This is a genomic window from Bacillus sp. FG16, assembly GCF_057809515.1.
On the sequence record NZ_JBMDKC010000007.1, the window covers coordinates 64879 to 82939 of the forward strand.

Annotated in this window: 18 protein-coding genes and 1 riboswitch; of the genes, 6 read left to right on the plus strand and 12 right to left on the minus strand. The window is 35.7% G+C overall.

The genetic code is table 11. The features are described 5' to 3' along the window. Window positions 1–8: 8 nt before the first annotated feature. Window positions 9–174: riboswitch (yybP-ykoY riboswitch) on the plus strand. 90 nt (window positions 175–264) lie between these two features. Next, window positions 265–1059 carry a TerC family protein gene (locus tag ACODS7_RS04720; protein ID WP_116366117.1) on the plus strand — a complete coding sequence of 265 codons (795 nt, stop codon included), beginning with the start codon at window positions 265–267 and terminating at the stop codon, window positions 1057–1059. A 202-nt stretch (window positions 1060–1261) separates the two neighbouring features. Continuing rightward, window positions 1262–2113 carry a formate/nitrite transporter family protein gene (locus ACODS7_RS04725; protein ID WP_016082385.1) on the plus strand — a complete coding sequence of 284 codons (852 nt, stop codon included), beginning with the start codon at window positions 1262–1264 and terminating at the stop codon, window positions 2111–2113. Window positions 2114–2140: 27 nt separating this feature from the next. Here the strand turns inward: ACODS7_RS04725 and ACODS7_RS04730 are convergent, their stop codons facing one another. From ACODS7_RS04730 to ACODS7_RS04770, 9 genes are all read right to left on the minus strand, one after another. Beyond that, entirely contained in the window at window positions 2141–2452 is a 312-nt protein-coding gene (locus ACODS7_RS04730; RefSeq protein WP_029441776.1) for a cyclic-phosphate processing receiver domain-containing protein, read from the minus strand. A 14-nt stretch (window positions 2453–2466) separates the two neighbouring features. Then, window positions 2467–3189, minus strand: a complete 723-nt coding sequence (locus ACODS7_RS04735) for a prepilin peptidase (protein WP_029441775.1) — start codon at window positions 3187–3189, stop codon at window positions 2467–2469. 113 nt (window positions 3190–3302) lie between these two features. Beyond that, the gene (locus ACODS7_RS04740; RefSeq protein WP_029441774.1) at window positions 3303–4013 is read right to left on the minus strand and encodes a LutC/YkgG family protein; all 711 of its coding nucleotides are present in this window, start codon (window positions 4011–4013) and stop codon (window positions 3303–3305) included. Next, the gene (locus tag ACODS7_RS04745; protein WP_000061930.1) at window positions 4013–5434 is read right to left on the minus strand and encodes a LutB/LldF family L-lactate oxidation iron-sulfur protein; all 1422 of its coding nucleotides are present in this window, start codon (window positions 5432–5434) and stop codon (window positions 4013–4015) included. The genes ACODS7_RS04740 and ACODS7_RS04745 overlap by 1 nt, the downstream gene beginning before the upstream one ends. A 16-nt stretch (window positions 5435–5450) precedes the next feature. Further along, window positions 5451–6170: a (Fe-S)-binding protein gene (locus ACODS7_RS04750; protein WP_000869147.1), complete on the minus strand. Its 720-nt coding sequence runs from the start codon at window positions 6168–6170 to the stop codon at window positions 5451–5453. Between the two features lie 168 nt (window positions 6171–6338). Beyond that, the gene (locus ACODS7_RS04755) at window positions 6339–7028 is read right to left on the minus strand and encodes a FadR/GntR family transcriptional regulator (protein ID WP_254904515.1); all 690 of its coding nucleotides are present in this window, start codon (window positions 7026–7028) and stop codon (window positions 6339–6341) included. A gap of 332 nt (window positions 7029–7360) precedes the next feature. Further along, a complete protein-coding gene (locus ACODS7_RS04760; RefSeq protein WP_098629089.1) occupies window positions 7361–8761 on the minus strand; it encodes a sensor histidine kinase in 1401 nt (466 codons plus the stop codon). 3 nt (window positions 8762–8764) lie between these two features. Next, window positions 8765–9436 (minus strand): response regulator transcription factor, encoded by a 672-nt coding sequence (locus ACODS7_RS04765; RefSeq protein WP_001046397.1) that lies wholly within the window; start codon window positions 9434–9436, stop codon window positions 8765–8767. Next, entirely contained in the window at window positions 9429–10403 is a 975-nt protein-coding gene (locus ACODS7_RS04770; RefSeq protein WP_001234155.1) for a YncE family protein, read from the minus strand. Before ACODS7_RS04770 ends, ACODS7_RS04765 begins: the two co-directional genes overlap by 8 nt. Window positions 10404–10539: 136 nt before the next feature. Between ACODS7_RS04770 and ACODS7_RS04775 the strand changes: the two genes are divergently transcribed. The 4 genes from ACODS7_RS04775 (at window position 10540) to ACODS7_RS04790 (ending at window position 15803) form a co-directional block, all read left to right on the plus strand. Continuing rightward, window positions 10540–11655, plus strand: a complete 1116-nt coding sequence (locus ACODS7_RS04775) for a CdaR family transcriptional regulator (protein WP_098629088.1) — start codon at window positions 10540–10542, stop codon at window positions 11653–11655. 117 nt (window positions 11656–11772) lie between these two features. Continuing rightward, window positions 11773–13185: a glycolate oxidase subunit GlcD gene (glcD, locus tag ACODS7_RS04780; protein WP_098629087.1), complete on the plus strand. Its 1413-nt coding sequence runs from the start codon at window positions 11773–11775 to the stop codon at window positions 13183–13185. After that, window positions 13182–14510, plus strand: a complete 1329-nt coding sequence (locus tag ACODS7_RS04785) for a (Fe-S)-binding protein (RefSeq protein ID WP_098629086.1) — start codon at window positions 13182–13184, stop codon at window positions 14508–14510. The genes glcD and ACODS7_RS04785 overlap by 4 nt, the downstream gene beginning before the upstream one ends. A gap of 465 nt (window positions 14511–14975) precedes the next feature. Next, window positions 14976–15803, plus strand: a complete 828-nt coding sequence (locus tag ACODS7_RS04790; RefSeq protein ID WP_098629085.1) for a CAP domain-containing protein — start codon at window positions 14976–14978, stop codon at window positions 15801–15803. A 40-nt stretch (window positions 15804–15843) separates the two neighbouring features. Here the strand turns inward: ACODS7_RS04790 and ACODS7_RS04795 are convergent, their stop codons facing one another. The 3 genes from ACODS7_RS04795 to ACODS7_RS04805 all read right to left on the minus strand — a co-directional run bounded on the left by ACODS7_RS04795 (window position 15844) and on the right by ACODS7_RS04805 (window position 17981). Further along, window positions 15844–16449, minus strand: coding sequence for a DUF1648 domain-containing protein (locus ACODS7_RS04795; protein ID WP_098139284.1), 606 nt, complete (start codon window positions 16447–16449; stop codon window positions 15844–15846). A gap of 91 nt (window positions 16450–16540) precedes the next feature. After that, a complete protein-coding gene (locus ACODS7_RS04800) occupies window positions 16541–17464 on the minus strand; it encodes an RluA family pseudouridine synthase (RefSeq protein WP_048564842.1) in 924 nt (307 codons plus the stop codon). A 100-nt stretch (window positions 17465–17564) separates the two neighbouring features. Continuing rightward, complete coding sequence (locus ACODS7_RS04805) at window positions 17565–17981, minus strand: hypothetical protein (protein ID WP_000490302.1); 417 nt, start codon at window positions 17979–17981, stop codon at window positions 17565–17567. Window positions 17982–18061 lie beyond the last annotated feature (80 nt).

The following is an 18061-nucleotide window of genomic DNA, read 5'->3' on the forward strand; positions in this document are numbered from 1 at the left end:
TACAATAACATATCTCCAAAGGGGAGTAGCGTCCAAGAATATTTCTTGGAAACAAAGTCGTCATTACGTAGAACTTAGTTCTTCCGGCTTTGTTGGCATTTTTATTACATATGTCTAGCAAGACCTTTGCCTATTAACGGCAGAGGTCTTTTTTGTATTCACTTCCAAATTCTTCCAAAGTTAATAGGCAGGAGTATGGGGAAACTAAATAGTGGGGAAATTCTTCACTTATTTAGAACTTATAGAGATGATAGGAGAATGTACATGGATGTATCATTATTATTGGAGTATGGTTGGGTATTACTCATCCTAATTGCACTTGAAGGGATTTTAGCGGCTGATAACGCTCTTGTTCTTGCAATTATGGTAAAACATTTACCAGAAGAAAAACGAAAGAAAGCACTATTTTACGGATTAGCGGGGGCATTTGTTTTCCGATTTGGATCGTTATTTATGATTTCGTTCTTAGTCGATGTATGGCAAGTGCAAGCAATCGGTGCCATCTACCTTATGTTTATCGCTGGTAATCACTTATTTAAAACATATGTTAAAAAGAATACAGATGAAGAAACAGAAGAAAAAGAAGCAAAGAAAAAACAAGAGAACTTTTGGTGGACTGTATTTAAAGTTGAAATTGCTGATATCGCCTTCGCAGTTGATTCAATTTTAGCTGCGGTTGCACTAGCAATGACTTTACCAAAAACAGGATTAGGTACAATTGGTAGTCTAGATACTGGGCAATTCGTTGTTATCTTTGTAGGTGGACTTATCGGATTAATCATTATGCGATTTGCAGCAACTGCTTTCGTACAAATCTTAAAACGTAAACCAGGACTTGAAACTGCAGCATTCTTAATTGTAGGTTGGGTTGGTGTGAAGCTAGCAGTTTATACATTAGCACACCCTGCATTAAATGTAATTCCACATTCATTCCCAGAATCCACTCCGTGGAAGCTTACATTCTGGATTGTATTAGTCGGAATCGCAGTTGGTGGTTGGTTCTTCTCAAAAGAAGTAGAAGTAAAAGTAGAAAAGAATTTAGACGAAAAAGCGCTGTAATTACAGCGCTTTTTCTTTTTCCTTTCTTCCTCTCAATGTCCAGAAAAAATTCCATTATACTATCTTTTGTAAACGTTTTCTTAACGTATGTATGTCCTTTTTGTGAAACATTGCACAAACTTATTGAAAGTGAGAACAATTCCATGTACTTTATTCATATAAGGAGTATTTATAGAAGATTTACTAAAGGAGCGTATTACTCATGCTAGAACAAGGACTAGATTATGTTGTCAAACTGGCTAAAAGCAAAAAGAAAATGCTAGATACAAACCCAATGCAATATTTCATTCGTGCTGCACTTGCGGGTATTTATATCGGTTTTATTATTGTACTATGTTTTAAATTAGGTAACTTTTTTCACATTGCAGATTCACCAGCAACTTATTTAGCTGCTTCTATGTTTTTCGGGATTGCTCTCGTACTTATTATATATGGCGGTGCTGAATTGTTTACTGGAAACACAATGTACTTTACTGTAGCAACTTTAAGGAAAGAAACAACGATTTCTGATACACTTCGTAACTGGGTTGCTTGTTATGCAGGTAACTTAGCCGGCGCGTTATTCTTTGCCTTACTATTTTACGCAACTGGAATTTTTGAAGCAATTGATCACGGTCACTTAATGAATAAAGTCGTTGAAGGAAAGATGAACACACCTACAATGCAGCTATTCTTTAAAGCCATTTTATGTAACTGGCTCGTATGTCTTGCTTGCTTCTTACCATCTCAGGTTAAAGGCGACACAGCAAAAATAATGGTCATGATGCTACTTGTTTTCACATTCTTCTTATCTGGTTACGAACATAGTATTGCAAACTTGTCACTCTTTGCTTTATCTTTAGTTTCACCGCATCCTGAGACAATTTCTTTTTCAGGTGCTATTCATAACTTAATTCCTGTTACAATCGGTAACATTATTGGCGGATCAGTATTTGTCGGTATGGTATACCACTACTTAACAAAGAAAACACCTGAAGTTCAACAGGAAGAAACTGAAATCGCAGCAACTCAACAAGAAGAGATTATTCCTTTACAAGCACATATGAAACATTAAAAACTCCAAAGTTTTACTTTGGAGTTTTTAGCTTCCCACGTATTTAACAACAAGGTGAGGATTAATTTCTCCTTCTTCCTTTCCCTTATCCATTCTCTGTTTCATCTTGTGCATACCGATGATATCATTCGTATGAAGGTGAATTTCATTTACATATAACCCCTCTGTACAAAAAGCTTCTACAAAATCCAGTCCATTTTTTGCTCCCCACCCCATATTAAAATCAAGGGAAAGAATATTCACATCATAATCCCGGACCATTTGCAAGGCACATTCTACTGTAGTTGCGGGCACATACCCGAACGGGCAACTTCTTTGATCATCCATATATACGTTCATTTTCTATTCCCTCTCTAATTTGAATATGCGGCCAATACATAACATATTGCCGCAAGACTAATAAAAGGACCAAATGGAATTGGTTTTCGTACTTCTATACGTTTTAATACGATACCAATCCCGAAGAAACAAAGACTGAAACAAGACGCTAAAAATAAAACGATAAAAACTCCCTTCACTCCTACTATAAACCCAAGTAACGAAAGTAGTTTTATATCTCCTCCGCCAAGCCCTTCTGGATATATCTTTTGCATGCAATATAACAAAATGAATATAAAACCACTACCAACTATACTATCTGTCCAAGTAACTAATTGTACAAAAACACTTTCAAGAATGAGTAAAACGGCAAACGAAATTAAAATACAATCAGGAATTAACATATATAAGTAATCTGTAACTGAAATAATAAGAAGTAGCGAAAAAAGGGATAAAATGATAATAAGCTCTCGTTCTATTCCAATCATATACACGGTAAGAAGAAATATACTTCCTGTTATACATTCAAATGCTACATACATAATTGGAATTTTTCTCTTACAATTCGTACAACAGCCTCTTTGTATATAAAATGAAATGATGGGGATTAATTCTTTTGGCCTTAGCACATATTTGCAATAATAACAATGTGAACGCGGGGTAATGATAGACGCACCTAATGGAATCCTCATCGCAACTAACATAAAAAAAGAACCAAACACCATCCCTGCTAACAGTGCATATAAATAAGTGAACATCCCTTCCTCTCCTTTCCCAAAAAACATAGCAAAAAAAGGAGAGAACTTCTACTTCATATTATCCTTTATTCTACTAAAAAAGCAGGCCATTTTCCGGCCTGCTTTCCCCTCTTTTATACGATGAAATATACTGCTTTTAATGGTCCATGTACTCCGACAACAAGATTCATCTCAATATCAGCCGAGTTACTTGGCCCTGTAATAAAGTTAATACAAGATGCCGCTGTCTCCCCATTTTCTACACGTGAGTTCATATCCTGAACCGCTTGTGTAATACGAGGCACAAGTGTTTCACGTGGAATAATAGCAAAATATACAGTCGGTAAAAAGTGTAAAGAACGTCCTTGCCCTTTATGGCTTTGTACAACAATTGTACCAGATTCAGCTAATGTATAATCACTAAATGCAATACCAATATTCGCTTTTTCAGCTAAACGCATATTTTCGTCTTTTCTCTCTGGATCCCATACGTTTACTTCAATGTCTCGCTTTGGAAGTTCTTCTTTAAATAAAGATGTTAAACCATATGCATCAAAACGCTCATCTGCTGATAATAAAATAGGTCCCCCGCCGTTTTCCATGATTACTTTTTGAAGGTCTTCACCTAAACGGTCATTTGTCGTTTCTACTACATTTGTATGAATGTTTGTACATTGCTTTTTAAACACTTCTAGTAATTCTTCTTGTGAATAATCTTTTAACGTTTCTATATTCACATTACTTTTCCATACTGGACGCTCTACACCTTCTGTTTTACGCGCGCGTCCAAGTTCTTTTGCAATGTTATCTAGAAAGGCATCACGGTTTTGAATTAATCCTGTCATTATTTATCCCCGCCTTTCTTATGATCTTTATACCAATCACGGAATCGTTCTTTACTTGGAGCTGGAAATTCACGAATATCCGTCCAGTTTTTAAGTGGTCCAACACCTTTTGATACACGATTACCAGATGTAAATGGACTCATTGCCGCTGGTGCCATTTTTGAACCCATTTTATATAAAGCAGCTGAAGAAGCACCCATACTAAACATTTTCATCGCTAGTTTTTCTGCAAGTGGTGCACGACCTTCTTGCTCAACGATGACTTGACGATGTTTTAATAATAAATCATGCAATGGAATTTTTACTGGACAAGCTTCTGTACATGCTCCGCATAAACTAGATGCATAAGGAAGCTCTTTGTAATCATCATATCCACCTAGAAGCGGTGTTAATACCGCACCGATTGGCCCTGAGTAAATCGATCCATATGAATGTCCACCAACGTGACGATATACAGGACATACGTTAACACAAGCAGCGCAACGAATACATTGTAATACTGAACGGAATTCAGATCCAAGAATTTGAGAGCGACCATTATCAACAACAACTAAATGGAATTCTTCAGGTCCATCAACTTCCTCTTCTTGAATTGGTCCTGCTACTGTAACATAACTTGTTAATTTTTGGCCTACTGCACTACGACATAGTAAACCAACTAAAACATCTAATTCTTCCATTGTCGGAACCATACGTTCCATACCCATTACCGCAATTTGTGTTTTCGGAATTGACATAACAAGATCTGCATTACCTTCATTCGTTACTAAACAAAGAGAGCCAGTATTTGCAACAGCAAAGTTACACCCAGTTACACCAATTTCTGCATCCATAAATTTCTCACGAAGTTGTTTACGAACAAACTTTGTCATTTCATACGGGTCATCAGAATTTTCATATCCTAGTTTTTCTTTAAATACATCGCGAATTTGCGTTCTATTTTTATGAAGTGCAGGTGCAATAATATGTGAAGGTGGATCGTTATCTACTTGTAAGATATACTCTCCTAAGTCACTCTCTAACACTTCACAGCCAATCTCTTCAAGCGCATGGTTCATACTGATTTCTTCTGTTACCATCGACTTTGATTTTACTACTTTTTTCGCTTGTTTCTTTTTGGCAACGTCTTGAATATACTTTGCTGCTTCCTCTTTCGTCTTCGCAAAGTACACGTGTCCGCCTCTTTTTGATACATTTTCACTTAACTGCATTAAATAATAATCAAGATTTTCTAATGTATGTTGACGAATTTGTTCACCTAGTTCTCGCCACTCTTCCCAGTTTCCTAATTCATCTGCGGCTTTTAAGCGATTCGTATATAAACGCGTTTGTGCAGAAGAAACTGCTCCGCGCATAAACGAATCTTGAATTCCATCACCAACGCGATCATTAAATTTTTTCTCACTGATTTTCATAGACATAGCTTATGTTCCCCCTTCATGAGCGACTATTCAGTACCTCAGCAATATGCATTACTTTTACTTCTTTTCCTAAACGCTCAATACGTCCGCCAATGTTTAACAAACACCCACAATCTGCACCGATTAAATAATCTGCACCTGTTTCCATTACACTATCTACTTTTTCGTCTACCATTTGCTCAGAAATTGGAGTCATCTTAACTGAAAACGTTCCCCCAAACCCGCAACAATTTTGCACGTTTGGCAAATCTCTCACAGTTAATCCTTTTACATTTGATAATAAAATTCCTGGTGCTTCTTTTATCCCGAGCATACGTGTCATATGACATGATTTATGAATAGTAGCTATCCCTGGTAAACTTGCACCAACATCTGTAACTTTTAAAACATCTACAATAAACTGTGTAAATTCATAAGTTTTATCAGCAACTTTTTGTGCACGTTTAGCCCACTTTGGATCATCTTTGAAAACATGCGGATACTCATGAAACATTGTCGCACACGAACCAGATGGCGTAACAATATATTCTGCATCTTCGAAAGTTTCAATCATATGTTTCATCGCTTCTTTTGCTGCTTCTACATGGCCACTATTATAAGCAGGCTGGCCACAACAAACTTGTGCTTCTGGAAATTCAATTTCACAACCTAAACGCTCCAACACTTCAACTGTTGCTTTGCCGACATTTGTTTCAAACATATCGACTAAACAAGTAACAAATAAAGTAACTTTCATAACTATTACTCCCCCTTTTTACAACTTCACCAACAAACATATGGTCATCAGATGACTGAGTAGAGAAGAAATAGGCTCAACCATGGCCTATCCTCTCCCTCTTCTAAAGAAAACGCTTACTTAATCTTTCTCTATTTTATCAGAAAATTAAATTTTTAAAAGATTAAATTACGAATTTATATCGTTTTTACCTGTGACAATATGTTCTACATTTGTTAAATGATCTAGCATTGCTTGCTGCGCTAATTCTACATCTTGTTTTAACACCGCATCATATATAACTTGATGCTCTTCTATAAGTCGTTCTGATGTCGTTTGTTCACCATATAAAATAATGCGTCTTGATTCACCAATCGTTTCAGCAATCATCTCTGAAACATGATTCATGAGTTCAAGCAAAATGTTATTATGCGAAGACTCTGCAATTCCCATATGAAATTGAAAATCGGCTTTTTCGCCAGCCTTTTCATCTCCAATGCTCTTTGCCATTTCATCTAACCAATGTTTCATATTTTGTAAATTATCTTCCGTACGTTTTGCCGCCGCTACTCGAACTGCCCCCACTTCAAGCACCTTTCGTACTTCTAATAAATTCAAAATATCTTCTTTCTTCATTAATAATCTATTGTTTAATGATTTCGTTAATGAAGAAGAATCGAAGTTCTTCACATATGTACCTTCTCCTTGTTTCATCTCAATTAAGCCCATCGCTCTTAGCGCACTTAGCGCTTCACGAACAGCAGATCTGCCAACTTGAAACTGCTCAGCTAATTGATGCACAGGGAGTAGTTTGTCACCAGGTTTTAACGTACCATTTTTAATCATTGTTAAAATAGCTTCAGATACTTCTTCGTAAATTTTTTTCGGTTTAATAGATTTGTACTCCAGTTAAATCACCTCAGTATCTTCCAAACAACAATTGAAACGATTTATAAGAACTTTGCATCATAACTATTTTAGACCGAATTGATAAGAAGTACAAATGTTTTGTTCATAAAATAGTCAAATTTTTGATATTTATTACATATTAATTTATATTTTTACGTATAAAGTGAAACTTTAATCAGTAGGGGTCTTGTTCATTCCCCACCTAACTTCTTTGCTTCCGTTGAATTTTGAGGTGGGGATCTTACTGCTCGGCAAATAGCGGGATAAATATTCCCTTCAATATAAAGAACATGTCCTAAAAATTAGAACATGCCCACCTCATCCTGTACATTCAGTTTAATAATAACCGTTGTTCCTTTATCTTTTTCACTTTCAATTCGCCACTGTCCACCATGTATATGGACAATTTGTCTCACAATAGCAAGACCTAAGCCTGTTCCACCATGTTGACGACTTCTCGCTTTATCAACTCGGTAAAAGCGCTCTCCAAGATTTTCTAAATGCTCTATATCAATTCCAATTCCTGTATCTTGTATTTTCAATTCACAGTAATCATCGATTTGCTCTAAAGTTATAACGATATTTCCGTTTTGATTTGTATACCGTATCGCATTATCTAACACATTATGAAGCACTTGTTGCATACGATCCTCATCAATCATGACAATGATCTCTGGATTTAAATTGGTTGAAATATGAAGTTCCTTTTCTATAAACTTAATCTCATACGTATCTAATACGTCTTCAATCAGCTGTGAAAAAACGATAGGTTGCTTCTTTAACGGAAAGTGCTCACCTTCTAATTGTGCTAAGTCTAACAAGTCATGAACGAGACGCTGCATACGACCTGCTTCTTTATGAATTAGCTGCGTTACTTTTTCCTGCTGCGGTCCCTTAGCAACGCCATCTAAAATAGCCTCGCTATACCCTTTTATATAACTAAGTGGTGTTCTAAGTTCATGCGAAACATTTGCTAAAAATTCCTTACGCTTTACATCTTCTGTTTCTAATGAATTGGCCATTTTATTAAATGCTTTTCCTAGTCGTCCAATCTCATCCTCTGAAGAAACTGTAATCCGCTCCGAGAAATCTCCCGTAGCCAAATGATTTGCAACCCGTTCCATTTGCGAAAGTGGCTTCGTAATTGCAATTATAATTTTTCTTCCAACCCATATAGTAATTAAAATCATAGCAATTGCTAATGGTGCTAAAATAAGACCCATATCATAAATTAAGTCTTTTATACTTTTTAAAGGAATATACGAATAGACAATTCCGACTAATTTTTTATTTTCCAATACAGGGATGACAACCCCCATAATATTACGGTCAAAATGTTCTTCATATCCTATTTTTGTCACAGTTTTCCCATCTAATAGTGTTTGCCTATCTCCTTCACTTATAAGGGAATGATGATGCACATCAAAAGGCAAACATGCGCTTAAATCACGCGGATTAGACACGAAAATAACGTCTGAACTAGATATTTGATCAAACGACCTTACTTTCTCTTCAAAAGTTGATATTCCTTCGTGCTTATCATATTGAGCAGCAAGATTTTTTCCTTCCATTACTAATGAGCCTTTTAAATTATCAACGTATAGTTTTTCATACGAGTATAAAGATACGAAATAAAGAAAGGACACTGTTACACATACTGCACATACTACTGTAAGCCAAAGTTTTTGTACCATCGTAAACATACGTTACACCTCGAATTTATAGCCTACACCCCAAACAGTTTGAATGTAGTTTCCACTTTCTCCAAGCTTCAAGCGCATCGTTTTCACGTGCGTATCTACTGTTCTTGTACTTCCGGCATAATCATATCCCCATACCTTTTCAAGTAATTGCTCCCGGCTAAATACTTGTCCTGTATGCTGGCAAAGAAAATATAGTAAATCAAACTCTTTTACAGTAAGAGAAATCGACTCACCATCCGCCTCGATTCGTCTACTTTTTTCATTGATAAGAATTGGTCCGAATTGAATCTCTTCTTGCTGTTCTTGCTTTGTATATCTTCTTAACACAGCTTCCATACGGGCAACCAATTCACCAGGACTAAACGGTTTTACAATATAATCATCTGCTCCCATACGTAAGCCGTTCACCCTATTCCACTCTTCACCTTTTGCGGTTAAAAATATAATCGGCACATCTGACGTTTTTCTAATTTCTTTACAAACTGAAAGGCCATCCATTTCTGGCATCATAATATCTAATACAACGAAATCATAATGATCCGTTTCTAGTTTTTTAAGAGCCTCTTTTCCATTCTCAGCTTCTCCCCACTCATATCCGAAGTTATCCAAATACATTCCAACAAGCTGCCTCATATCACTTTCATCATCTACAACTAGCACTCTATATTTATTCATTGTCCTTCCCTTCCCTCTCTATGAGTTGAAACGGTCCTTTTCCGACTTTAATTGTTTGTTTTATTTTTAAATTCTTCATATCCATAACGCACACTTCATCACTATCATAACTTGCTACATATCCTTCTGCTCCGCTCTCCAAAAATGCAAATGGATTCGATCCTACTTCTACAGAAGCTATTTCTTTATATGTGCTAATATCAAACTTTCTAAGTGTATTCGACCCATGACTTAATGCATATACGTACTTACTATCCTTCGTTATATTCACAGGCATAAATGGAGCATGTAAAGAACGTACCATTTCTCCATCCTGCAAAGAATACACTAACACTTTCTCATTTACTTGATTTCCATCACCATGTCCGCCAATCCATATTTCTTTCCCATCAGGACTAATCGTTGCTCCTGTTGATGCTGGTGGAATCATAAAGGATTGAACAACCTCTTTTTTCTTCGTATCAATTGTCGTTAGTTTCGTATCATAAAAGTTTAATACAGATAACCGATTATGATACTCTACCATCGTTATAGGTCCTTTGCCTGTTGAAACATTTCCTGTCTCTTTCCCATTTATCGTAAAGAACCTTACCTTTTGAACATTTTGATCGGCAGCAAATAATTGTTTTTTATCTTCTGATACGACCACATTTACAATGCCCTTTCCAGTTTTATATTTTCCTACTTGCCTTCCTTCCGCTAGTGAATATACATACATATATTCTAATTGCTTACCGTATACAAGTATTTCCTCACCGTTTGGAAGCAGTGTGATTCCGGCCATTGGCTCATTTAGTTCCCATGTCGTGATTAACTTTTTATCTTTTTTATCAATAAAACTAATACTGCCTTCTTTTATATTCGTTGTTATAATAACATTTTTATCTTTAGCAATTGGTGTATATGAACTTCCTTGACACCCTACTAATAGAAATAAAAAACAGAGAAGAAAAACATACTTTCTCAAAAGATTCCCTCCATCTTCGGATGATTTCGTTATAATTGTAAAATAACAAATAAATGTGTGGAAAGTGTGAAATTTTCCTTTCTTACTGCATTTACATATATAATGTACAACAAATAGAATTTGAGGTGTGTCAATTATGCTATTTCCTGATTTAGCGAATAAAATTGTACGAGAAGTACGCAGACTAATTACAGAAAATATTATTATCATTAATATAGAAGGCGTTATTATCGCAAGTACAGATACAGAAAGAATTGGTCAATTTCATGAAGGTGCACTCCGCTGCGCCAAACAAAAGAAAACCGTCATCATTACAAAAGAAGATGAAAGGCGATTGCAAGGTGTAAAGGCTGGGATGAATCTTCCTTTATTATTTCATGATGAAGTAATTGGTGTCATTGGAATTACAGGAGAACCTGAAAATATTTCACGCTACGGCGAAATATTGCGTAAGATGACCGAATTATTAATTCATGAAAACTACTTTTTAGAGCAACTAGAACTTGAGCACCGTTCTTATGAAGCTTTCGTCTTTGATTGGCTTCAAAATACAGAGTGGTCCCCGAGTTTTCTTGATCGCGCCAAAACACTTGGCATTGATTTATATAAGAAAAAACAACTTATTTTGTTTTCTATTGGCAAAAATGACACGATGCTCCAGCGTAAAATATGGCAACACATACGTAATATTTTAACAAAAGAGCATCTATTTGTTCGTTGGGGAAATGATCGTTTTATTTTATTTACAGCAACGAGCTCCAAAGAGCAAACTTATCAATTTTTAAAACGGTTAAAACAAGACTGCGAAACTTTATTTTCGATTCCTTTATATATCGGGATTGGACAAACAGTTACCTCAAACAATATGAACATATGTTACGAACAAGCATTACGCGCTCTTTCTGTATCATTGGAAACGAAAAAAATTGTATTTAATGAAGATTTACGTTTAGAAATGTGTTTACAAGATATTTCTGCCGAAACGCGCGAACAATTTCTAGAGCGTACCATCGAGAACTTACTATCATTTCCTGAGCTTATGCACACTTTACGCTTATTTATCGATTATAACCAATCTTATAAACAGACGGCTAAACAATTACATATACACATTAACACATTACATTACAGGCTAAAAAAGATTGAAGAACATACAGGACTTGATCCAAAGCAATTCAAAGACTTAAACGTTTTATACTTCGCACTCCTCCTATTAGATAATCATACAAAAAAGAAGGATAAAACAGATTAATCTTCAGATGATTACACATAGAAAGAATCCCTCGACTTTTTTATCATTATAATGAAAGCACTGTTACCACGTTGTTTATTATAACTAAAAACGTTAACAGTTTGAGGGGGATTTCCAATGTTAGAAAAGCAAATTATTCATTCATTCGTATCTATTGTTGGCGAAGATAATGTAGATACATCCAATATGGGTCGTTTAACTTATAGTTATGATGCCACTCCAAACTTCCAAGCAATACCTGATGCAGTCATTGCTCCTCGTAATACAAATGAAGTAGCTGAAGTGTTAAAAATATGTAACACTCACAAAATTCCTGTATATGTGCGCGGGTCTGGAACAAACCTTTGCGCAGGTACATGTCCACTTGAAGGCGGTATCGTCCTTATTTTCCGCCATATGAACAATATTTTAGAAATTGATGAAGAAAACTTAACAATTACTGTACAAGCTGGTGTCATTACACTTGATATTATTAAAGCGGTAGAAGAAAAAGGTTTATTTTATCCACCAGATCCAAGCTCGATGAAAATTTCTACAATCGGCGGCAATATTAATGAAAACTCAGGTGGATTACGCGGTTTGAAATATGGCGTAACACGTGATTATGTAATGGGGCTTGAACTTGTCTTACCAAATGGTGATATTATTCGCACTGGCGGTAAATTAGCAAAAGATGTAGCAGGTTACGATTTAACTCGTTTATTTATCGGTTCTGAAGGAACACTTGGTGTGGTAACAGAAGCTATATTAAAACTTGTTCCTATACCTGAAACAAAGAAAACAATGCTTGCATTATATGAAGATATTAATGAAGCTGCACGTGCTGTTTCTTCTATGATTGCAAATAAAATCATTCCAGCAACCCTGGAGTTTTTAGACCAACCGACAATTGAAGTAGTAGAAGAGTTTGCGCAAATCGGTTTACCTACAGATGTAAAAGCAATTTTATTAATCGAACAAGACGGCCCGCCCGAAGTAGTCAATCGAGATATTGAAAACATGGCTAACGTTTGCCGCTCTATGAATGCAGTTGATGTTCGCATTGCAAAAGATGAAACAGAAGCAGATGCGCTTCGTACTGCTCGCCGTAGTGCTCTATCAGCGCTCGCACGATTAAAACCTACTACAATATTAGAAGATGCGACTGTACCACGTTCACAAATCGCTCCGATGGTTGAAGCAATTAATGCCATTGCAAAAAAATATAATATTCCTATTTGTACGTTTGGACACGCTGGTGATGGTAACTTACATCCAACTTGTATGACAGATGCTCGTAATGCAGAAGAAATGCACCGAGCTGAACAAGCTTTTGCTGAAATATTTGCAAAAGCAATTGAACTTGGTGGCACAATTACTGGTGAACACGGTGTTGGTGCGATGAAAGCTCCATATTTAGAAATGAAATTAGGTAAAGAAGGTATTGCAGCTATGCAAGGAATAAAGCAAGCTTTTGATCCAAATAACATTATGAATCCTGGAAAAATGTTCGCGAAAGACACTCGAAAAAGAGTGGTGGTTGAGCGATGACCACATTAAATAAAGAAAATATTCAAAAAGAATTTAAAAAACGATTAAGTGAAGATGAGCTACTAAACTGTATGCGATGCGGTTTTTGTTTACCTACTTGTCCTACCTACATTCAATCCGGATATAAAGAGTCACATTCACCGCGCGGACGTATCGCATTAATGAAAGCAGTCGTTGATGGTTTAATCGAACCAGATGAAGATGTTGAAAATACATTAAACGTTTGTCTTGGTTGCCGTGCTTGTGAGCCTGTTTGTCCATCTGGTGTAAATTATGGACATTTATTAGAAGAAGCTCGAGATATTATTAATCAAAATAAAAAATTCTCAATGCCAGTGAAAGCTGTTCGAAAAGTCGTTTTTGAAGGATTATTCCCCCATCAAAATCGAATGCGAACATTAACCGGACTAATCGGATTTTATCAACGTTCTGGTTTACAAACGCTAACACATAAAACAGGTATTATGAAGTTATTCCCTGAAACACTTGCAACGATGGATCTCGTTTTACCAAAAGTCCCTAAAATGAAAGCAATGAAAGATCGTCCTTCATTTTTACCTGCAGAAAGTACAAAGAAAAAACAAGTTGCATTCTTCACAGGCTGCTTAATGGATACGATGTTTTTAGAAACAAATAACGCAACGATGAAACTTCTCCAATTAGCTGGTTGTGATATTGTTATTCCGAAAACACAAAGTTGCTGCGGTGCATTGCATGGACATGCTGGTGAAAAGAGTGGAGCAAAAGAATTAGCAAAGCGAAATATAAAAGCATTCGAAGATTTAAACATCGACTATATTATTACGAATGCAGGAGGTTGCGGAGCTTACTTCGTAGACTATGATTATCTTTTAAAGGATGATCCGGATTGGGCTGAACGTGCTAAGCAGTTTGTTTCTAAGATTAAAGATATTACTGCTATACTAGTAGAACTAGACTTCCATAAGCGAACTGACTTACGACTCACGCCGCAGGTTATTACGTATCAAGACTCTTGTCATTTACGCAATGTTATGCGCACATCTTCTGAACCTCGTATGTTACTAGAGGCTATCCAAGGTGCAACATATCGAGAAATGAAAGATGCGGACCGCTGCTGTGGCTCTGCTGGTATTTACAATATTGTTCATTCAGAGTTATCAATGGAATTTCTAGATTACAAAATGGACCGTGTACATGAAACAGACGCAGCAACCATTGTTACTGCAAATCCAGGTTGTTTATTACAAATGAAATTGGGCATTGAGCGAGAAGGGCTTTCTCATAAAATGAGAGGAATTCACATTGTGGATTTATTATTAGAAGCAATTGAAACTAACTCGTAATAACTCGTAACATACGTAATAATAGGAAAACGGCTATCTCCTTCGTCTATGTAAAGAGATAGCCGCTTTTTTGTCTGCTACAACATTAAAAATATGTTACTTTATTATAAAAAAGAACAACAGAAACATTACAGTTTTGTAAAAATCAATCCATTATATTCCTCAAAAAATCGCTCAAACCATTGATACAATAGGATTCTTCATTTTCTATTTAGGTAACTTTATCCAAAAACACCCTCTTAAAACCAAGTATAAAAACACTATAAATTCCTTTTATACTCTATATTTCTCTTATTTTTGCTCCCTTCTTCTCTTAGGATAAATTAGGTAATTTTAAAGTCTATGAATTTTTTTCCATCTTTTTTCTTGCAAATTGTATGCTACGATGAATTTGTCAGTCAGACAGGCTGTCAAAAACAAATCGTGTGAAAACAAATTAAAACTTTATATAGGGGGACACACATCATGAAAAAGCGTGTTTTATTATCTGTAGCTGCTGCAACGGCTCTTACTTTAGGAGTATCTTCTCTAGATGCACAAGCTGCAACAGTACAACCATCTAACATAAAGGTTCAAAATATTCAGCATTCAAAAGTGATGATGAAGCAAATGAGCCAACAAGAACTACAAGCATTCTTACAATCTATGGGAGTTGAATCATTAGCACAATGGCAACAAGGAAACTTCCAACCAAACTGCTTCATTCCTGGTCAACAACCTACTGAAAATGTTGTAACTGAGCAACCAACAGCTAAGCCAGAAACTCAAAAGCCTGCTGAGCAAAAACCTGCCGAGCAAAAGCCTGCTGAAGAAGTTCAAAAACCTGCTGAACAAAAGCCTGCTGAAAACAACAATACGCAAAAACCTGCTGAACAAAAACCAGCTGAGCAAAAGCCTGCTGAAGAAGCAAAATCTTTAAGCGAGTTCGAACAACGTGTTGTTGAATTAACAAACGCTGAGCGTGCAAAACAAGGCTTATCAGCACTAAAAATCGATACTGAATTAAGCAAAGTAGCACGTATTAAGTCTGAAGATATGCAAAAAAACAACTACTTTGATCATAACAGCCCTACATACGGATCTCCGTTTGATATGATGAAGAAATTTGGTATTTCTTATACATCTGCAGGTGAAAACATCGCTCAAGGCCAACGTACACCTGAAGAAGTAGTACAAGCTTGGATGAACAGCGCTGGACACCGTGCAAACATCTTAAATAACGGCTTCACTCACATCGGTGTTGGTTATGTAGAAAGCGGCAACTACTGGACACAACAATTTATTACAAAGTAAATAGATTAAAAGAGTCTTCTCATAATGAGAAGACTCTTTTTTAAGTTTCATAGCTTTCTATTATGTATGAATAGAAAATATATAACATAAACAGCATAGATCCACAGCTTATTATACTAAGCAATACATAAAATCCCCACTCTAATTTCAAAAACAATGAAAACAATATACTACATGCCATCACTTGAAAAATCCGTCTACTTACTAAACGAATTTTTTGTAATTTAATTGGGTCTTTTTCTTTACCTTTTATTTTCTTAAATTCTTTACTCAGCATAAAAAGAAACATACTAATCCCAATCGTTAATCCTGTTTGAAAGAATATCAAATCCCCAAAATTAATAAAGAGGATAAGCATATGAATAAACAACATAAATAACGTAATTTTCTTTATAAATCCATCTATAATACAATGCTCTCTTTCATTAAACTTAAATATATTATGTGAAATAATATACAAAAATCCATATGAAAAAATAATAAAACAAGGAATAAATGCTACAACAACTTGTTTACTCATAAACTCGTTTGGCTCACCATTTACATTCCAATGTACTGCCATACGAGTTGGTAAATAGGGATAGAGACATAGAGTAACTAAAAGACAAGCGAAAAATATTCCAAGTACATACTTATATTTGATCAAGTAATTCTCACCTCTCTTTTCTCTTAACGGCTTCGCCTCTTTTAGAGAAATCCCTGCAAAAATCTACTTTTTTCAAATTAAAACTTATACTTTACGCATTTTCTTTTTGAAATTCTTTTATTTTATTATTTAACTTTGTAGGAAACGGCACATCAACTTCAATCGCTTCTTTCGTAATTGGATGCAAGAAATTTATCTTCATCGCATGTAATGCTTGACTGGACATATATTTTGTTTGTCCACCATATAATACATCCCCAACTAGCGGATTACCATTATGGCTCATATGAACACGGATTTGATGCGTTCTACCTGTTTCTAATTGTAACGTTACGAAAGTCGTGTTTTGCTTCTTAAAATACTTTTCTACTTTATAATATGTGATAGCTTGGTCACCTTTTGGAGAAATACGACGCCTTGTAGCATGATGGCGATCCCTTCCGATAGCAGCATCAATCGTTCCTTGTTTCTTCTTTACTTTCCCTTCAACGAGCGCTGCGTACGTCCTTTTAATTTTTCTTTCCATTAATAAACGATCCATAATTGCACCAGCAATTCTATGCTTAGCAAATACGACACCACCTGTCGTATCTTTATCTAAACGATGAATATGACGCACCTTCGTCTCTAAACCTTGCATTTGAAAATGAAAAGCAACAAGATTTGCAAGCGTCCCGGTTCCACCTTTTTCAGCAGGATGTGTGTCCATTTTCTCTGGTTTATTTACGATGAGTACGTGATCATCTTCGTATACTACATGTAATTCACCATATTCTGGATCTACACCGTACTCTTCCCCCGCAAACATATGAACTTGTAACTTATCGTTCTCTTTTAAAAGCTCATTCCATCTTCTTTGTTCCCCGTTAACCGTAACACCTTTTTCCATACGAAGCTGATGCAATAGCTTTTTCGGTATTTCCCATTCTACTTTTAATACGGATTCAATACTTATACCATTCCATTTAGCTGGAACGGTAATTTCACACCATTCGCCCTTTTTCTTTGTTTCCATACTGTTTATCACCTTATTTCTATTGATTCTCTCATTGTAACGGAAAACACACTTTGATGCACCGTCAAAAATAGAGGACAGTCTTATAATAGACTGCCCCTCAAGCTCTAAGCCTTTTCATTTCTAACAATACTTCTTCAGCTTTTTGTTCATACGATAAATCTTTAAAGAAATCCGCCAACCTTTTATAGTCATTGTAAGCATCTAATAAATCGTCCATCCTTTCTATTTTCATCACTTGTTGTTTTTGTTTCATTTTTACTGGATAACGATAACCTGATACTTCTTGTATTTTGTAATACTCATCCTCTACTTGAACGACCTTTACAAGTTCTTCCTCCTCTGCATCCATCGTATACCCGTCAAATTCTCTAAGTAGTTCATAAATGATATGAGTCCATTCATCTTTTGGATAAAATCCCTTTTCTAACCGATAACCGACAATGCGATACATATGCCCATCGTTTTCTGCAAACTGTACTGTATCATTTAACTTAAACTTAAAATAACGAAACATTGCCTTCACCTACTTGTATGTAATGTTCTTATCACATACTATTTGCAAAATGTAGGCCTTGCTATTCATAAAAAAATGCT